The organism is Pseudoalteromonas sp. CST2 (assembly GCF_028599385.1).
Classification (GTDB): domain Bacteria; phylum Pseudomonadota; class Gammaproteobacteria; order Enterobacterales; family Alteromonadaceae; genus Pseudoalteromonas; species Pseudoalteromonas atlantica.
The window spans coordinates 138,945-157,063 of sequence record NZ_JAQREO010000005.1; the positions used below are offsets into that span (position 1 = coordinate 138,945).

The window sequence follows — 18,119 nt, forward strand, 5'->3', positions numbered from 1 at the left end:
TTAACATAAATATAAACTACATATTAGTGACATATTTCAACCGGGATGTTAATGATAAAACTTTTACCGTTAAAACTTCGCATGAGGCTTAGAAAGATTGATTGGCTTGCCCATTTTTACCGTAAATATATTATTAAATTAGCTGATGATAATGTGACAGGCAGTGCTCCTGATAATTATTTAAAGACGAGTATTCAAAATTCGTTTTCTCTCTCATTACTCCCTGAGGTAACTCAAGGAGTAAAAATATCTATTATTACGCCTATTTATAAGCCCAATCTAAGCCATTTTAAGGCTATGGTAGAGTCTGTAATTGGGCAGTCGTATAGTAATTGGGAGCTAATTTTAGTTGATGATTGCTCAAATGACATTGAGTTAACTAAACAGTTAAAAGTATACGCACAGCATCCGCAAATTAAAGTGTATGAGCGCGAGGTTAATGGTCATATTTCGGTTGCATCTAATGATGGGCTTAATTTAGCGAGCGGTGAATATATTGCTTTACTTGATCATGACGACTTATTGCATAAATATGCTTTAAACACTGTTGCGCTATTTATAAAAAATGAGCCGTTAGCCAACATTTTATATAGTGACGAAGACAAAGTGAACGAGCGGGGAGAATTTGAACAGGCGCATTTTAAGCCTAAATTTAGCCCTGATTTATTGTATTCGCATAACTATATTTGCCATTTAGGGGTTTATAAAAAAGAGTTGTTAGATACCATTGGTGGGTTTAGGAAAGGTGTAGAAGGCAGCCAAGACTACGATTTACTATTACGGGCAATAAAGGAATGTAAAGCCCAAGGTATTATTCATATACCGTATGTTTTATACCACTGGCGTATTGCCGCAGGATCTACCGCACTGGCTGGAAGTGAAAAAAATTATACCCACGATGCAGGGTTAAAAGCTCTGCAAACTCATTTTAGTGACAACGCTGATATAACGGTAGAGTCGGGGTTACTTAGTAATACCTATAAAGTGAACTGGCCTATACCCAAACAGCTGCCTTTAGTATCTATTATTATACCTACTAAAAATAGTGCTCAGCTAGTTAAGCAGTGTATTGACTCGCTTTATACTTTAACTCGCTATACACACTTTGAAGTACTACTGGTTGATAACCAATCTGATGATCCTGACTCTATTAGCTATTTTAAGCAATTAGAAAGCGCTAAAAAAGTACGTTTACTCACCTACGATAAACCCTTTAATTACTCGGCTATTAATAATTACGCAGTAAGTAAAGCTAATGGTGAGGTGATTGTTTTAATGAATAATGATATTGAAATACAATCTCCTAATTGGTTAAACGAAATGCTAGGCCACGCTTTACGCAACAATGTTGGGTGTGTGGGTGCAAAGCTGTACTACCCAAATAACACAATACAACATGCTGGTGTAGTTACGGGTATAGGTGGTGTAGCTGGGCATGCGCATAAATATTTACCAAAAGAACATGCAGGTTATTTTAAGCGCCTTAAAATAACACAAAATTTTTCGGCTGTTACTGCGGCTTGTTTAGCCGTTAAAAAATCTGTTTTTGAGCAGGTAGAAGGGTTAAACGAGCAGCATTTAACTATTGCTTTTAATGATGTTGATTTTTGTTTAAAAGTACAGCAAGCAGGGTATTTAAATGTATGGACTCCCTACGCGGAGATGATACATCATGAGTCGGTTAGCCGTGGTGCTGAAGATACCCCTGAAAAAATAAAGCGCTTTGAGCAAGAGGTTAGCTATATGAAAAAAACATGGGGGGATCAGCTTAAAAACGACCCATGCTATAGCCCTTGGTTAAGCCAAACCAGAGAAGACTTTTCGTTAAAATGAATAATACCAAACGAGTAATTATACACACAGGTCCTGGTAAAACAGGGTCATCAGCTATCCAAGCATGGCTGGTTAAAAATATAGCGCTTTTAGAATCAAATAGTATTTTTTATCCTAAACATGATTTATCAAAAGATAAAATTAGTTCGGGCAACCTACGGGAAATACTAACACAAGCTGATAATGGAACTTGGCAAGTTGACAGTAAAAAAGTAACAAATTTGCTGCTTAATTTTGAAAAAAGTGGCCATTCGACTTTGCTATTGTCGTCGGAGTTTTTTTTCCACAGAATTATCGATATTCAAAAACTAATCCCCCATGCAGAGTTTATTGCATACATACGTAACCCTGTTGAGCTTTTAGAGTCTAATTATAATCAATCGGTTAAGCGGCATTCAAATATTAAACCATTCATTGCTCCGCCTGAACTAGATAGCTTTTTATGGCAATACTTAGAGCGTGTTTTTAAAAATGTTGATAGCAAAAAAATACACCTACGCCCGTTTGACGAGAGACTAATGCAAGGAGGCAATATAGTTGCAGATATGCTTTGTGTGTTAGGTATGAGTTTGGATGAAGGTTTTAAAAATAGCAGAATTAACCCCTCTTTTACCTTTGAAAGCTTAGAGTTTAAACGTTTACTTAATCACTTTGGCTTAGGCTCAATAGAACCTAAATTGGATGTAGCATTACAGAGTTGTGATATTGGCGACCGAGAGTACTCTTTAATTGCCCCAGAAATTTTTAATAAATTAAATAATGAAAGTTGCGAAAAAATGGCCAGCTTTATAGAGCTTTATAATCAGCCACATTTGTTGCCGTTACTAAACATTTTTAAAGACGTGAAGCAGCGTACGTTTGTGAAGCAGCGTGCTTCTTTATCGCAGCTAACATTAATTTCTGACTATTTACTAGAATATGATTCTGCGTTACATGCAAAGCTTATTAGCTTAATTAAAAGTAACCCTAACTTGGTTATTGATACGCCCGCTATTTACGAGCTGTATGGTGTGGAGCATGAAGCGATAGATAAAAAAATGCTAATTGATGATTTGCTTTTAAAGCATATAAACCAGTTTACTGTGCATCCTAGTAAAAGAGGGAAAATTTGTTACGAGTTAGCTTGTTACTATTTTCAGCTTGGTGACTTTGATAATGCTCTAAAGTTTGCAAAAGGGGCGCATTATTTTAATCCTAAAAACTGGCAATTTATTGACAAGCTGAATGAGCTAATTAGGGCTGTAAATCAAAATATAAAAGACGCAAGTGCTGCTGAGGTAATACCTGAAAAAAAGAGCACTATGCGAAAATTTAAAAGCTTACTAGGGCGTTAATATTTACTTTACTATAGGGCTAGATTGATGAGCTTGTAATGCGTGTGTAGTAATTTAAATGAGTTAAGCAAGCATTCAAAAATAGAAGTGTTTAATTACGCGATATTTACTACTGATTTAAATGTGTGAGCTTGTTTTTGTTTATTAATAATTTAACGCAAAAAAGCTGGCTATTGCGTTTAATGACGTAGATTTATGTTTAAAAGTAAGAGAGCTAGGTAAGCGTAATTTATATTGCGCAGAGGCGGTATTGTATCATCATGAGTCGGTTTCACGTGGGCATGAGGATACCCCCGAAAAAGTTAAGCGCTTTAACGCTGAACTTGCCTATTTGCAAACTACATGGGCGGATGTAATAGCGGCCGACCCAGCGTATAACCCTAACTTAACGCTAAAAAGAGAAAATTTTGCAATTAAGTCTTTTAGGTAGTTAATAAAAGTGTAAACCAACGCTATTATTGAATATACGTTTTTTGAATCAATTATTAAATTACGCTACACTGTATTTACTATGTAGATAACTGTTTTTTGGTTGTTTTATCTTTTTATAGAGAGAGTATGATCCCAATATCGGCAACTAATAATCAGTTTATATTGCAATCTACTTACCCTATTGCAAGTAGTGTAAGCATAGTATGTGGTATGTCTGTCTATATTAACGACCGACTAGAATGGGTAAAGCAAGCGGTTGAAAGCGTTTTAAATCAGACCTTACCAGCAGATTTATTTATGATTGTACTTGATGGTGAAGTAGCTGACGATATAGCTATTTATTTAACCCAAGTAGAAAAAGAAAACTCCAACTTAGCGCTTGTACATGGCACAACAAACAAGGGTTTAAGTGCGTGTATGAACTACATTATTGACTCGACCCTACCATTAAATCCTCGGTACTTTTTTAGAATGGATGCCGACGACATTTGTGTGCCTCACCGTTTTGAAAAACAAGCGACGTTACTTGATAAGCATGATGATGTTGACGTGCTTGGCTCTGCCCTTTGGGAGGTAGATGAGCAAGGTAATAGGGCGGGAATTCGCAGGTTACCCCTTACTCATTCTAAATTGCTGTATGCGTTTTCGCGTCGTTGCCCTATTAATCATCCTACGGTGGCAATTAGGTATAGTGTATTTGCACGTGGCCATAGGTATTTGCCTAACATGCGTAACACGCAAGATTACTTTTTATGGATTGCACTGGCTGAAGATGGCTGTAAGTTTGCTAACGTAAAAGAGCCTTTACTTCACTTTAGGCGCATTAACGGTTTTTATAAGCGCCGGGGTAGGGGGAAATCGGTAAATGAATTTAAAGCGAGACTTTTAGCTATGGATTCGCTTAAGCAAAAGTCTTTACAAAATTATTGTTATGCGTTGTTTGTATTAATTTTACGAATGATGCCTTCATGGATTATAAAAGTTGCATATAAAGCCGACCGTTTTATATTAGGCTTAAATAAACACAATTAATTATGATTGGTGCAGTTTTAGTTGTTTATAAGCCCGATTTAGCGTTAACAGAACGCCTACTCACTCGTTTATACGGGCAAACCGAAGAAGTGGTTATTGTTGACAATAGCCCAACCCCGCATGATTTTACTAAGGTAATTAAGCATTACCATTATATTCACCTTGCTGATAACTCTGGCATAGCGCATGCGCATAATGCCGGCTTATTGTATTTATTAAAAGCAGGGTGCGAGTATGCGATTTTACTCGACCAAGACAGCTTAATCCCCAGCGATATGGTGTTTAATTTAAGTAGTTTGCTTAAAGCATCTTACAAAATTAAACAAAACGTTGTAGCCATTGGCCCACGTATTAGGTGTAGTTTTTCAGATAAAAAAGTTAACCCTAAAATACAAAAAGAGGTATTTGAGTACGACGACCTAGTGGGAGTTACGCAAATTATAGCCTCGGGCATGATGATAGATTTAAGTGCACTTGACCAAATAGGTTTAAAAGACGAGTCGTTGTTTATTGATGGAGTAGACCATGAGTGGTGCTGGCGCGCTCGCAGTATGGGGTTTGATATAGCCAAAGCTAAAAATGTAGAAATGGTGCATAGGCTTGGCGACTCACGTAGTAAATTTATTGGCGTTACTTATAAAGTAGGCGCACCAATTAGGCTTTATTATCAATTTAGAAATATTTTACTTTTAAGCCGCAGGCCATATGTTCCAACCTATTGGAAAGTTAGGTGTTTGTTTTTTATGCCTATAAGGCTTTTTTTAAATTCTGTTATGCAAAAAAACAGGCTTAAGCGCTTAGGGTTTATGCTTCAAGGCATTGTTGATGGCGTACTTGGCCGCAAAGGCCCGTATAAGTCACATTGGAAGTGAGTGAAAGATTATAGGTTTAGATAGCAAGTGGATTTGTATTTGTAGACGCGCGCCTTGCTGGCGTTTAAAAGCCGCGCTTTTACATTGGTTATTACATTTAAAGCCATGAGAAGCTTTGCTTCTAACGTGAGCAAGCTCTACGTCTACGGCGAAAATTGGCGCGTTGGTATAAAAGTGTAGATGTTTTAATTTCTTGCGTGAGCAAGCTTCACGCCTACGGGTGATAGCGATGGGCCGCGGGCGGCACGGTGTTAAATTACTTGTAGACGCGCAGCTTGCTGGCGTTTAAAAGCCGCGCTTTTACATTGGTTATTACATTAAAGCCATGAGAAGCTTTGCTTCTAACGTGAGCAAGCTCTACGTCTACGGCGAAAATTGGCATGGTGGTAAAATTTTTGTACAGGGCAAATTTGTTGGCGTAACACACGCAAGTAGCGTTAGCAGTACCCTTGTGAGTTACGTGAAATGTATACACATTGCATGCGTTGATAATTAAACTTAGACTATAAGCGCATCGCAGTTTTAAAACGGTCAATAAAAGAATCGGTAGCATTGGCTAGAATGGATTTTGACAAATTAGGATATAAACAAACATTATGAATGAAGAAAAGTTAACTCATTTAAAGGCGCTTGAAGCCGAGTCTATTCATATTATGCGTGAGGTTGCTGCTGAGTTTGATAACCCGGTAATGCTTTACTCTGTAGGTAAAGATTCGTCGGTTTTATTGCACTTAGCACGCAAAGCATTTTACCCAGGTAAAATTCCTTTTCCGCTTATGCATGTTGATACTAACTGGAAATTTAAAGAAATGATCCAGTTTAGAGATCAAATGGCCGAAAAGTATGACTTTGATCTAATTGTTCATAAAAACCCAGAAGGTATAGCAATGGGCATGAGCCCATTTGTACACGGCAGTGCTAAGCATACAGATGTTATGAAAACTCAGGGCCTTAAGCAGGCGCTTGATATGAATAACTTTGATGCTGCATTTGGTGGTGCTCGCCGCGATGAAGAAAAATCGCGTGCTAAAGAACGTGTTTATTCTTTTCGTGATAAAAATCATCGCTGGGATCCTAAAAACCAACGTCCAGAGCTGTGGAATGTTTATAACAGTAAAGTAGATAAAGGTGAGAGCATTCGTGTGTTCCCGCTTAGTAACTGGACCGAGCTAGACATTTGGCAGTACATTTACCTTGAAGGTATTGAAATTCCATCATTATACTTTGCTAAAGAGCGCCCTGTAGTTGAGCGCGATGGCACGCTTATTATGGTTGATGATGAGCGTATGGAGCTTGAAGAGGGCGAACAAGTACAAAATAAAATGGTTCGTTTTAGAACGCTTGGTTGCTACCCGCTAACGGGTGCTGTTGAGTCTGTAGCACAAACCCTTCCTGAAATAATTCAAGAGATGCTGCTTTGTACTACTTCTGAGCGTCAAGGGCGAGTAATTGATAATGACTCTGCGGGTTCTATGGAAAAGAAAAAGATGGAAGGTTACTTCTAAAGCGCTTAGGGCCTCTAGCTATGAGCTGCGAGCTGCGAGCTTAAATATGCAACTATTAGCTCTCAGTAAGTAGCCAAAAGTAATAAACAAGGATGCTTATGAGATACGAAAATTTAGAGGTTTGGCAGCGTAGTTTTCGCCTAAGTATAAAAATTTATAAAACATTTGAGCAGCTAAAAGATTTTGGCTTAAAAGATCAAATGTGTAGAGCCGGCGTTTCTGTTCCTAGCAATATTGCAGAAGGCTTTGAAAGAGAGTCCGATAAAGAAAAAGCTCGCTTTTTAGTTATAGCAAAGGGCTCTTTAGGCGAATTAAAAACGCAGTTAATGATTGCAACTGAACTAGCTTATATTTCAAAAGAAAATAGCTTGTCGATTATTAGTGAATGTGAATTAATTGGGAAAATGCTAGGTAGTCTGATTAGAACAATTAAAAGTTGCTCGTAGCTCGTAGCTCGTAGCTCGCAACATAAACAAATTTAAGCACGTAGCTCGACGCCAGCAGCTCGTCGCTTACAGCTTATAAAGGACTTAAAATGACCGAACAAACACAACCAAACTTACTTGCTACAGATATTGAAGCTTACTTAAAAGTACACGAAAACAAAGACATGCTACGTATTTTAACTTGTGGTAGCGTGGATGATGGTAAATCTACATTAATTGGCCGCTTGCTTTATGATAGCAAAATGATTTTTGAAGATCAGATGGCTGCCATTGAAAAGGATTCAAAACGCTTTAATACCACTGATAACGATTTTGACTTATCTCTTTTAGTGGATGGCCTGCAATCTGAGCGCGAGCAAGGTATTACGATTGATGTTGCGTACCGTTATTTTGCAACAGATCAGCGTAAATTTATTATTGCCGACACGCCTGGGCATGAGCAGTACACGCGTAATATGGCAACGGGTGCTTCTACGTGTGATTTAGCTATTATTTTAATTGATGCGCGCCACGGTGTGCAGGTGCAAACACGTCGCCATAGCTATATTTGCTCTTTATTAGGTATTAAAAACGTAGTTGTCGCTATTAATAAAATGGATGCGGTAGGTTACGAGCAGTCGGTTTATCAAAACATCAAAAAAGATTACCGCGAGTTTGCACAGGATCTTTCGTTTGATGATGTACGTTTTGTGCCAATTTCGGCGCTACGTGGCGATAATGTGGTAAACGAAAGCGAAGCTATGAGCTGGTACCCTGGTTCAACGTTAATGAAGCTACTTAATACTGTGCAAGTTAAACACGCAAAAAATGATGAGTTTAGATTGCAAGTTCAATATGTTAATCGTCCTAACTTAGACTTTAGAGGCTTTAGCGGAACTGTGGCTGCGGGTGATATTAGAGTTGGCGATACGGTTGCTTCACTACCTTCAGGTAAAGAGAGTAAGGTTAAATCAATTGTTACTTTTGATGGCGACCTTGAAAAAGCATCTGCAGGTATGGCTATTACACTAACGCTTGAAGATGAAATAGATGTAAGCCGTGGTGATATGCTGGTACGTCCGCATCAAAAGCCACACTCAGCTGATAACTTTGAAGCAGACGTAGTATGGATGACCGAAGAAGCCTTACATGTAGACCGTGAGTACGAAATTAAAGTAGGGAGTAAATCGGTATATGGATACGCTGAGGTTATTAACTATAAAGTTGATGTAAACACGCTAGAGCAACAAGAGGCATCACAATTAAATCTAAACGAAATTGGTAATTGCCAATTTGCATTAACAGCGCCCGTGCAATTTGATGCGTATGATGTAAATAAACATACTGGTGCGTTTATTGTGATTGACCGATTAACTAACGTTACGGTTGGTGCGGGTATGATACGTAAGCCATTAGATGGAAAAGGCAACAATCCTAAAAGCGAGCACTCTGCGTTTGAAGTTGAGTTTAATGCGTTAGTTCGTAAGCACTTTCCGCATTGGGATGCAAAAGTAATCCGTTAGATTACTCAAGTTATAGCGGGCTTTTATAAGCCCGCATTTTATTAACTAACCTGAACTCTGTTTAAGAGACTTACAAACATATTGAATTATAGTGATATTTAAATTTATTATCTCTAGCCAGAGATTTTCAATGAAAACAAGGCGAATTTACGCGTCAATAGCTGGCCTATTGCAAGTAAGTTTAACGCAGTTAGCACTGAAAATAGCTGCTAGAGATAGGTTTATTATCCAGGGTTCAGGTTAACTAAGGATGGCTACTTAAATCATGCCATTAGATGCATATCTAACGCTTTGTATTTTTGCTCTAACAATTTTAGGTTTAATTGTTTTACAAACGCGACCTGTTGCTGTTTTTGGTGCAACACTTATTGCTTTAATCGCTTGCGATTTAGTGAGTAAAGACCAGTTTTTAACGAGCATTGCTAACCCAGGACTAGTGACGTTAATTTTATTAGTGTTGTGCTCGTTAGCGCTTGAAAAAACGCGTTTATTAAGAGTTATAGCGTCTAAAACAATTGTAGATAGTTATCATTCTACATGGCTTAGGTTGTTTGGTGTAACGACCTTTTTTTCGTCTATTTTAAATAATACCGCGGTTGTAGCTACACTGCTTTCGCCTATTCGTAATAACCCCCATCATTTTGCCAGTAAGTTATTATTACCTTTGTCGTATGCCTCTATTTTAGGTGGAACGCTTACGCTAATAGGTACCTCTACTAATTTGATTGTTAACTCAATGTATATTGAGGCGTCGGGTAAGTCGTTATCGTTTTTTTCATTTACTGCTGTGGGTGCTATTTTGGTACTTTGCTGCGGCTTGACGATGTTTTTTTGTACCCGAATGTTACCGAGTATAGAACAAAACAAAGTGACATCTGAAGGCTACTTTATAGACGCGAAGGTATCTGCAGATTCTGAGCTTGTAGGGCGTTCTGTTGAGGTTAATGGGCTTAGGCATTTAGAGTCTTTATTTTTAGTTGAAATAGTCCGGGAGGGGAGGCTAATTAGCCCTGTTTCTCCGTCAGAGGTAATACATCCAGCTGATAGGTTAATATTTTGCGGAGACATAACTAAATTATTGCAGCTTGGGCAGTTTTCAGGATTAGAAATTTTTGCTGAAAAAAATGGCACTTTAAATAGCAACCTTACAGAAGTAGTTGTTAGGCAGGAAAGTATAATAGTAGGGCGTACGCTTAAAACTACGGGGTTTAGGGCATTGTTTGATGCTGCTGTAGTGGCAATAAGGCGTGACGGCGAGCAGGTTTCGGGTAAGTTAGGTGATGTGGTTATTCGCTCTGGTGACTTTTTAGTATTAGCCGTGGGTGATGACTATAAATCTAGAACAAATATAAATAAAAACTTTTTAACCTTATCCGGTGTAGAGCCTGAAAGTAGAATTAATGGCTGGCGAGCATGGTTTTCTATAGGTGGCTTTATAACCACAATAGCGTTGGCGGCTGTTGGCGTGTTAGATTTGTTAGAGGGTCTGGTGTTATTGCTCGGGGGCCTTTTATTTACTCGTAGCTTAACCACCAATGAGCTGGTAAGGCGATTCCCCATTGATATATGGCTGGTGGTTTCGTCAGCTATTTTACTTTCGAACGCGCTGGTTAACTCTGGCGTGGTTGAATCGTTAGGTGGATTTATAGGTCAATTTGATGACCCTAGGTATGTGTACACTGCATTTGTATTAGTTTATGTAGTAACTTGGTTAATGACCGAGTTTGTAACGAATAACGCTGCTGCGGCGTTGATGTTTCCTATAGGCTATACCGTGGCTTTAGGGTTTGGTGTAGATGTATTGCCTTTTGTAATGGCGGTAGCCTTTGCGGCAAGCGGAAGTTTTATTAGCCCTTATGGGTATCAAACTAACTTGATGGTATTTAATGCTGGTAATTACAGGTTAAACGATTTTGTGAAGATAGGCTTACCTATTAGTATGGTATATGCACTTGTTGTATTGGTGTTTGTACCTGTGTTTTTTCCGTTTAGTACTAGCTGAAAAACATTGAGTTAAGAGCTTAGCGCCTGCGTTGTCGTTGCTACTTGTATGTTTTCTCATTTTTTCTCTTTTGCTTCTCTTTGTGCAATAGGGTTTTAAGTAATTTATTCACAAAGAGGTTTAGAGACGCTGCGCTTTAGAGGGGGTTGTAGACGCACAGCTTGCTGGCGCATTGGTATAAAAGTATAAATATTGCAATTTCGTGCGTGATTAAGCTTCACGCCTACGCTGAAGAATATGGTGTTGTAGACGCGCAGCTTGCTGGCGTTTAAAGCAGCGCTTTTACTTTAAATAATTTAAAAAAAAAGGTGCTTTAATGAGCCAAGATGAAAACATAGTATGGCACGCACAAACCGTGTCGCGAGATAAAAAGCAGCAACACAAAGGTCATAAGCCTGTATTACTTTGGTATACTGGCTTAAGTGGTTCAGGAAAATCTACAGTGGCAAATGCTGTTGAAGCAAAGCTATTTTCATTAGGCTGCCATACTTATTTGCTTGATGGCGATAACGTGCGTATGGGTTTGAACAAAGGGCTCACATTTAGTGACGAAGACCGTATTGAAAATATTCGCCGCATAAGTGAAGTTGCTAAGCTATTTGTTGATGCTGGCCTTATTGTTTCTACTGCGTTTATTTCGCCATTTAAAGCTGATCGCGCTCAGGCTCGAAATATAGTAAATGAAGGTGAATTTGTAGAAGTGTTCATAGATACACCGCTTGCTGTTTGCGAAAGCCGCGATCCAAAGGGCTTATATAAAAAAGCGCGCGCAGGTGAAATACCAAACTTTACAGGGATTAGTTCAGCATTTGATGTGCCTGAAAACCCTGATATACATGTTAAAACGGCCGAGCAAACCATTGAGCAGTGCGCTGCTCAAATTGTAGATTATTTAATTAATAACAAGATTGTAAATGCTAAAAGCTAAAAGTTACCAACTAAGGAAAGCGAGTTAGTGGCAACAAGCTGCGGTTTTTACGTGCCCTTTAGTTATATTGGCATCTTTTTTTGTTTATGTATTTGAGAATATTATGAAATACGACATTTTTAATGGTGATGCCGACGGCATTATTGCCTTATTACAGCTGCAATTAGCAAACCCGACAGACACCATAAAGGTAACGGGTGTTAAACGCGATATTCAATTAATGCAAAAAATCACTCCGCAAGAAGGGGACTGTATTAGGGTATTGGATATTTCGATGGAAAAAAATATGCCGGCTCTTCACGATGCTTTGTGTGTTGGGGCGCGTGTTATGTATGTAGATCACCATAAAGCTGGCGATATACCTAATCATGCTAATTTATTTGCACACATAGATTTAGATGCGAATATGTGTACCAGTTTAATTGTCAGTGATTTAATAGATAAACAATTTCATTTATGGGCAATTACTGCTGCCTATGGTGATAACTTATTTGCTAAGGCTGATAGCGAGGCCGATAAGCTTGGATTAACTGAACTTCAAAAGTCACAGTTGAAAGCATTTGGTACTTACATAAATTATAACGGCTACGGAAGTGAAGTGGCTGATTTACATTTTGCACCAGAAGATTTATTCGAGCTGCTTTTGCAGTATAAGTCGCCTTTTGATGCAATTAACGATAAAAGCTCAGTTTATTATACTCTTGAGCAAGCTTATAAAGCTGATATGGAAAAAGCCGCTAATGCGCAAATACTTCATGATTGCGATACAGCTAAAGTAGTTTTATTAGAGGATGCAGCTTGGGCTCGCCGAGTAAGCGGCGTTTTAGGTAATGACCTTGCTAATCAGTCACCAAATAAAGCCCATGCAGTATTTACGTTTAATAACAAAGGCAGTTACTTAGTGAGCGTTAGAGCCCCCCTAACTAACAAGCAAGGCGCTGTTGATATATGTAGTAAGTTTGATACGGGCGGTGGTCGTGCTGCCGCTGCTGGCATTAATGAGTTACCTAAAGCGCAAGTTGAACACTTTATCAAAGAGTTAGTAGAATATTACATATAGTTAGGCCAAGAGCTGAACTATATTAAGTTTTATTGTAGACGTGCAGCTTACTGGCGTTTAAAAGCCGCGCTTTTATAGTGGTTATTATATTTTAAAAACGCGATAAGCTTTGCTTCTAACGTGAGTAAGTTCTACGTCTACAGCTGAAGATTGGCTCGATGGTTGAGTTTGCTTGTTGGCGGCACCAGTTAAACTTATAAATTATTTTTTATCTCGTTTACTTCACAAAGAGGCCAAGAGGGCGCTGCGCTTTAGAAGAAGCAATAAGCTTAAAATAAGTGCTTGTTTTATGTCTTTTCATTTACTCTTATTTCACTTCTGTTTGTGCAAAATATTTAGTGATTTGTTAACTAAAACGGGGTGTTGTAGCAGCGGCTTTATGCCGCGTTTTTTGTGAGTGTGTATATTTTTAATGGCACTTAGTTTTTAAAATTTGCGTAAGCAAGCTCTACGTCTGCAGTCAAAATTAGCGCGGTGATTAAATTTTTGTAGAGGCGCAGCTAGCTGGCGTTTAAAGGCAGTGCCTTTACGGTGTTTATAGCCTTGATTTGCGGAGCTCTCAATAAATAAGCGCATTATTAAATATATTCAGGTTGTATCTACTTTAAAGTTGCTAAGTTAAGATCAACATATAAATTTTTATTTCAAATTAAAGGACTACCCATGAAAGCTGTGATTCCTGTTGCCGGCCTTGGCACTCGCATGTTACCTATGACTAAAGCAATTCCTAAAGAAATGCTACCGATTGTAGATAAACCACTTATTCAATACATAGTGAGTGAGTGTGTAGCTGCCGGTATTAAAGACATTGTACTAGTAACGCATAGCTCTAAAAACGCCATAGAAAACCACTTTGATACCAGCTACGAGCTAGAAGCTACTTTAGAAAAGCGTGTTAAGCGTGCTTTACTTGAAGAAGTACGCTCTATTTGCCCTGCTGATGTAACGGTAATGAGTGTACGCCAAGGCGAAGCTAAAGGCCTAGGGCACGCTATTTTGTGTGCAAAGCCAATAGTGGGCGATGACGACTTTATAGTATTACTCCCTGATGTAATACTTGATGCTTATACGGCCGATCAAAAAACTGAAAACCTAGCCGCGATGATCAAACGCTTTAACGAGACCAAAGCAAGCCAAATTATGCTAGAGCCAGTAGCACAAGAAGATGTAAGCAAATACGGTATTGCTGATATAAATGGCGTGCAGTTAACACCAGGTAACAGTGCGGCAATTAAAACAATGGTTGAAAAACCAGATGCCGATAAAGCACCATCAAACCTTGCTGTTGTTGGCCGTTATGTACTAAGTAAGAATATTTGGCCGCTACTTGCCAAAACGCCAGTAGGCGCTGGTGGTGAAATACAATTAACAGACTCTATTGATGCGTTAATGACTCAAGAAACCGTTGAAGCATTTCATATGAGTGGCCGCTCGCACGACTGTGGCGATAAGCTAGGTTATTTAAAAGCGATTGTTGAATACGGCATGCGTGATACTAAGTTGGGTGAGGATTTTGGACAGTACTTAACTACACTGGTTAACGATGAGTCGAATTTGCAATCTGACAATGTTGTAAACTTATAAGTAATAATGCTTATTGGTTCAACTTGAATTAATTGCATTGTAAAAATTAAACGAACGCGGCTTAATGCCGCGTTTTTTATTTGTTATACAAATGAAGTACATGAAAATGCGTTTATTGTGAATTTGTTTATTGGCTATAAGTGTTTGATGCTTTACTTTTACCGCTAACCTTGTATCGTTTTAATAGCTGATATTGTGCAATTCTGATAAAATTATACTTATTAATTACCAATGAAAACATTAAGGGAATAACATGAAAATTGCCGTGGTAGGTACAGGCTATGTAGGCCTTTCAAACGCTATGCTTTTGTCGCAACATAACGAAGTGGTTGCACTTGATATTGACGAGAAAAAAATAGCTCTTTTAAACGATAAGCAGTCACCAATTGTTGATACAGAAATTAGTGAGTTTTTAACGCGTGATGACTTAAATTTTACAGCCACTACTGACAAGGTAGCCGCTTATAAAGACGCTGATTACGTAATTATAGCTACACCCACTGACTACGATGTTGAAAACAACTACTTTAATACTAGCTCTGTTGAAGCCGTAATTAAAGACACAATGGCGCATAACCCTAATGCGGTTATGGTGATTAAATCGACTATTCCGGTAGGCTTTACGGCTGATATTAAGCAGCAACTTAATGCTGAAAACTTAATATTCTCTCCTGAGTTTTTACGTGAAGGCAAAGCGCTTTACGATAACTTACACCCGTCACGTATTGTTGTAGGTGAGCAAAGCGAGCGCGCAACTATTTTTGCTAACTTACTTAAGCAAGGTGCAATTAAGCAAGATGTTGAAGTGCTATTCACTGACTCAACAGAAGCTGAAGCGATTAAGTTATTTTCTAACACTTACCTTGCCATGCGAGTTGCTTATTTTAATGAGCTAGATAGCTACGCAGAAGCACATGGCTTAAACTCTAAGCAAATTATACAAGGTGTAGGCCTAGACCCACGTATTGGTAACCATTACAACAACCCATCGTTTGGTTACGGTGGCTACTGTTTGCCAAAAGATACCAAGCAGCTACGAGCTAATTACCAAAATGTACCAAACAATATTATTGGCGCTATTGTAGATGCCAATACAACACGTAAAGACTTTATTGCCGACTCAATTATTAAACGTAGCCCTAAAATTGTAGGTGTTTACCGTTTAGTAATGAAAACGGGGTCTGATAACTTTAGAGCCTCTGCTATTCAAGGCATTATGAAGCGTATTAAAGCCAAGGGTATTGAGGTTGTTGTATTTGAACCTGTGCTTGAAGAAAATGAGTTTTACCACTCACGCGTAATAAAAGACTTAAACGAGTTTAAGCAGATATCTGATGTAGTGATTTCTAACCGTATGGTTGAGGAGCTTAGCGACATTGCAGATAAAGTGTATACACGTGATTTATTTGGTAGTGATTAATAAGTAACGTTTAAAATGCGTCGCCTACAGCGTTTAAAAACGGTGTAGGCTTTTTAATTAGTTAAAGCTAGCCGTAAATGCTAATTTTGAAAATGCGTCCCCATATACATCTTTACCCGTATATAATTCAACACCCCAGCTTTTAGCGCCCCACATAGGCCTGTTTAGCTTACTATTATAAGTAATTTGCATTTCATAACTTGTTTTGTAGTTGTCGCCTGCGTTTTTTAAGCCGCGAAAGGTAGTTTGTAAATACTCTTTTCGATTTAATTGCCAATTCCAATCTAAGCTTATTGCTTTTGCTGCTACGTAATCTTCGTATTCATGTTCATCTCCAGCCCAATGGCCTATTACATTCCCATGATTTCTATTGCCATCTAGGTATATACCATTTGCGTACCAAAGCGCTTGCCAATTACTATGCTCAAATCGAATGCTATGATTTTTATTAATAAATGGAATAAAGAGGCCGAAGCTGTAAGCGTTATTTCTGCCGCCGCCACCGCCACCTAAAGTATCTTCAAGGGCTACCTCTGCATAAAGTTCGTAGGCTAGGTTATTTAATGTATTTGAATAGCTAAAAGCGACTGCACCCAATTGGTCACCTAATTCAAAGTTAGCGTCGTCAGTATCGTCTTCGCCTACATTATCTTTACTACCAGGGCTGAAAAAACCCTCGGCGAAATCTTTTAAAGTTACGCTTCGCGGGCCTCCGCCAAACTGCATTAGGCGGCTTAAACTTATCGTTAAATTGTCTGTGATAGAAAAGCTGGTGTGTAAGCCAAATAAGTAAGGTTTACCAGGCTCGTACTCTCGGTCCTCGGGATTTTCGACCCTTTGGTTTTTTAAAATCCCTCTTTGCTCTGTCATTTGGCTAATGAACATGTCGTAGCGTATCTTAAAATCTGTGATTGGCTCGACATTACTTAAAGTTATAGATGGGGTTGTTTCGGCTTGGGTGCTTAGTAACATAGCACTACTGTTAAAAGGAGAGTACCAGTGTTCGCGGTAGCCAATATCTAGCTGAGCGTATTTAAACCCCATATAAACAATGATTTGGGTTGGGATAATTCCATCTTCATTTATAATTCCTACGGCGCTTGCACCGAAATAGTCGCCCAAACTTAAATTAGCGCCACCTTCGATAATTAAATTTGTTTTTGTGGTCTGCCCTCGTTGATTAGGCAGGTTTTTATTGTTTGTTCCTACAGATGCTGTGCCTTTAACAAAAGTAAGCGCCCCTGCTTGAATGTACGGATTTATTTGGTAAGTAAGCGTGTGGTATAGATCAGGGTGTGTGAATCTAATTTTTTGCAGTACGTTGTAAATATCGTGAGCCTTATAGGGCTTACTCATTAAGTGGGTGTTTTTACTTACAGCTAAAAGGCGTTGAATATTATGCTCAAGCTCAGGAACTTGATTTAAAGGTAAATAAGGTGAAACTCCGCCTTTAGCCATTACGTCTGCACTGATTGCCATCCCGACAAGTAGTGTTATTTTTTTTAGCATAATTATTCCGTTAGCAAAAAATTGTTTAAGTAAAAACGTTAATGCGAGGTTAGCAATAAATAACTAAGTAAGAAAGAAAAAGACTCAAACCCGCGTAGATTAGTCGTTATTTAGTATGGGTAAGATCTACATTTTTAGCCCAAATGAGCTTTGAAGTTAAGTTTTATTTTGCAGGCGCCCAGCTTGCTGGCATATTTGGAATTTATTCTGCGTATATTTATTAATGCAAAATGTCTGACGAGAGGTAAACTCGCTGCGACTTGTATGTTTTCTTATTTACTCCTCTTTTACTTCTCTTTGTACAAAATATTAAGTAATTTATTCACAAAGAGGTTAAGAAACGCTGCGTTTTAGAGGGTAACGTTGTAGGGGCCTTGCTTGCTGGCGCGTTTTGTAATTATTCTGCGTATATTTATTAATGCAAAATGTCTGACGCGAGGTAAACTCGCTGCTACTTGTATGTTTTCTTACTTACTCCTCTTTTACTTCTCTTTGTGAAAAAATAAAAATACTAATTCACAAAGAGGTTAAGAGACGCTGCGCTTTAGAGGGGAGTGTTATAGGTGCCGTGCTTGCTGGCGCGTTTTGTAATTATTCTATGTATATTTATTAATGCAAAATGTCTGACGCGAGGTAAACTCGCTGCTACTTGTATGTTTT

Annotated in this window: 13 protein-coding genes and 1 pseudogene; 13 read left to right on the forward strand and 1 reads right to left on the reverse strand. The window is 38.5% G+C overall.

Annotation, left to right across the window (positions count from 1 at the left end; all coding sequences use genetic code 11):
• Window positions 1-51 precede the first annotated feature (51 nt).
• The 13 genes and pseudogenes from PSH41_RS09045 (at window position 52) to PSH41_RS09105 (ending at window position 15,950) form a co-directional block, all read left to right on the forward strand.
• Window positions 52-1,833, forward strand: coding sequence for a glycosyltransferase family 2 protein (locus PSH41_RS09045; RefSeq protein ID WP_273588865.1), 1,782 nt, complete (start codon window positions 52-54; stop codon window positions 1,831-1,833).
• The gene (locus tag PSH41_RS09050; RefSeq protein ID WP_273588866.1) at window positions 1,830-3,167 is read left to right on the forward strand and encodes a hypothetical protein; all 1,338 of its coding nucleotides are present in this window, start codon (window positions 1,830-1,832) and stop codon (window positions 3,165-3,167) included. The genes PSH41_RS09045 and PSH41_RS09050 overlap by 4 nt, the downstream gene beginning before the upstream one ends.
• Before the next feature lie 154 nt (window positions 3,168-3,321).
• Window positions 3,322-3,597, forward strand: a pseudogene (locus PSH41_RS09055) (glycosyltransferase family 2 protein); the annotation flags it as partial.
• Window positions 3,598-3,725: 128 nt separating this feature from the next.
• Complete coding sequence (locus PSH41_RS09060; protein WP_064386131.1) at window positions 3,726-4,631, forward strand: glycosyltransferase; 906 nt, start codon at window positions 3,726-3,728, stop codon at window positions 4,629-4,631.
• A gap of 2 nt (window positions 4,632-4,633) precedes the next feature.
• Window positions 4,634-5,503 (forward strand): glycosyltransferase family 2 protein, encoded by an 870-nt coding sequence (locus PSH41_RS09065; RefSeq protein WP_273588867.1) that lies wholly within the window; start codon window positions 4,634-4,636, stop codon window positions 5,501-5,503.
• Between the two features lie 596 nt (window positions 5,504-6,099).
• On the forward strand, window positions 6,100-7,008 hold the full coding sequence (gene cysD / locus PSH41_RS09070) for a sulfate adenylyltransferase subunit CysD (RefSeq protein ID WP_029773230.1): 909 nt from the start codon (window positions 6,100-6,102) through the stop codon (window positions 7,006-7,008).
• 98 nt (window positions 7,009-7,106) lie between these two features.
• The gene (locus tag PSH41_RS09075; RefSeq protein WP_029773231.1) at window positions 7,107-7,454 is read left to right on the forward strand and encodes a four helix bundle protein; all 348 of its coding nucleotides are present in this window, start codon (window positions 7,107-7,109) and stop codon (window positions 7,452-7,454) included.
• An 89-nt stretch (window positions 7,455-7,543) separates the two neighbouring features.
• Window positions 7,544-8,956 (forward strand): sulfate adenylyltransferase subunit CysN, encoded by a 1,413-nt coding sequence (cysN, locus tag PSH41_RS09080; RefSeq protein WP_273588868.1) that lies wholly within the window; start codon window positions 7,544-7,546, stop codon window positions 8,954-8,956.
• 265 nt (window positions 8,957-9,221) lie between these two features.
• Window positions 9,222-10,958 (forward strand): SLC13 family permease, encoded by a 1,737-nt coding sequence (locus PSH41_RS09085; RefSeq protein WP_029773233.1) that lies wholly within the window; start codon window positions 9,222-9,224, stop codon window positions 10,956-10,958.
• A gap of 316 nt (window positions 10,959-11,274) precedes the next feature.
• Window positions 11,275-11,886, forward strand: coding sequence for an adenylyl-sulfate kinase (gene cysC, locus PSH41_RS09090; protein WP_273588869.1), 612 nt, complete (start codon window positions 11,275-11,277; stop codon window positions 11,884-11,886).
• Between the two features lie 103 nt (window positions 11,887-11,989).
• Window positions 11,990-12,946: a DHHA1 domain-containing protein gene (locus tag PSH41_RS09095; RefSeq protein WP_273588870.1), complete on the forward strand. Its 957-nt coding sequence runs from the start codon at window positions 11,990-11,992 to the stop codon at window positions 12,944-12,946.
• Window positions 12,947-13,609: 663 nt separating this feature from the next.
• A complete protein-coding gene (galU, locus tag PSH41_RS09100) occupies window positions 13,610-14,530 on the forward strand; it encodes a UTP--glucose-1-phosphate uridylyltransferase GalU (protein ID WP_273588871.1) in 921 nt (306 codons plus the stop codon).
• A gap of 253 nt (window positions 14,531-14,783) precedes the next feature.
• Window positions 14,784-15,950: a nucleotide sugar dehydrogenase gene (locus PSH41_RS09105; protein WP_273588872.1), complete on the forward strand. Its 1,167-nt coding sequence runs from the start codon at window positions 14,784-14,786 to the stop codon at window positions 15,948-15,950.
• A gap of 57 nt (window positions 15,951-16,007) precedes the next feature.
• Here the strand turns inward: PSH41_RS09105 and PSH41_RS09110 are convergent, their stop codons facing one another.
• Window positions 16,008-17,459 carry a capsule assembly Wzi family protein gene (locus PSH41_RS09110; RefSeq protein ID WP_273588874.1) on the reverse strand — a complete coding sequence of 484 codons (1,452 nt, stop codon included), beginning with the start codon at window positions 17,457-17,459 and terminating at the stop codon, window positions 16,008-16,010.
• Window positions 17,460-18,119: the final 660 nt, after the last annotated feature.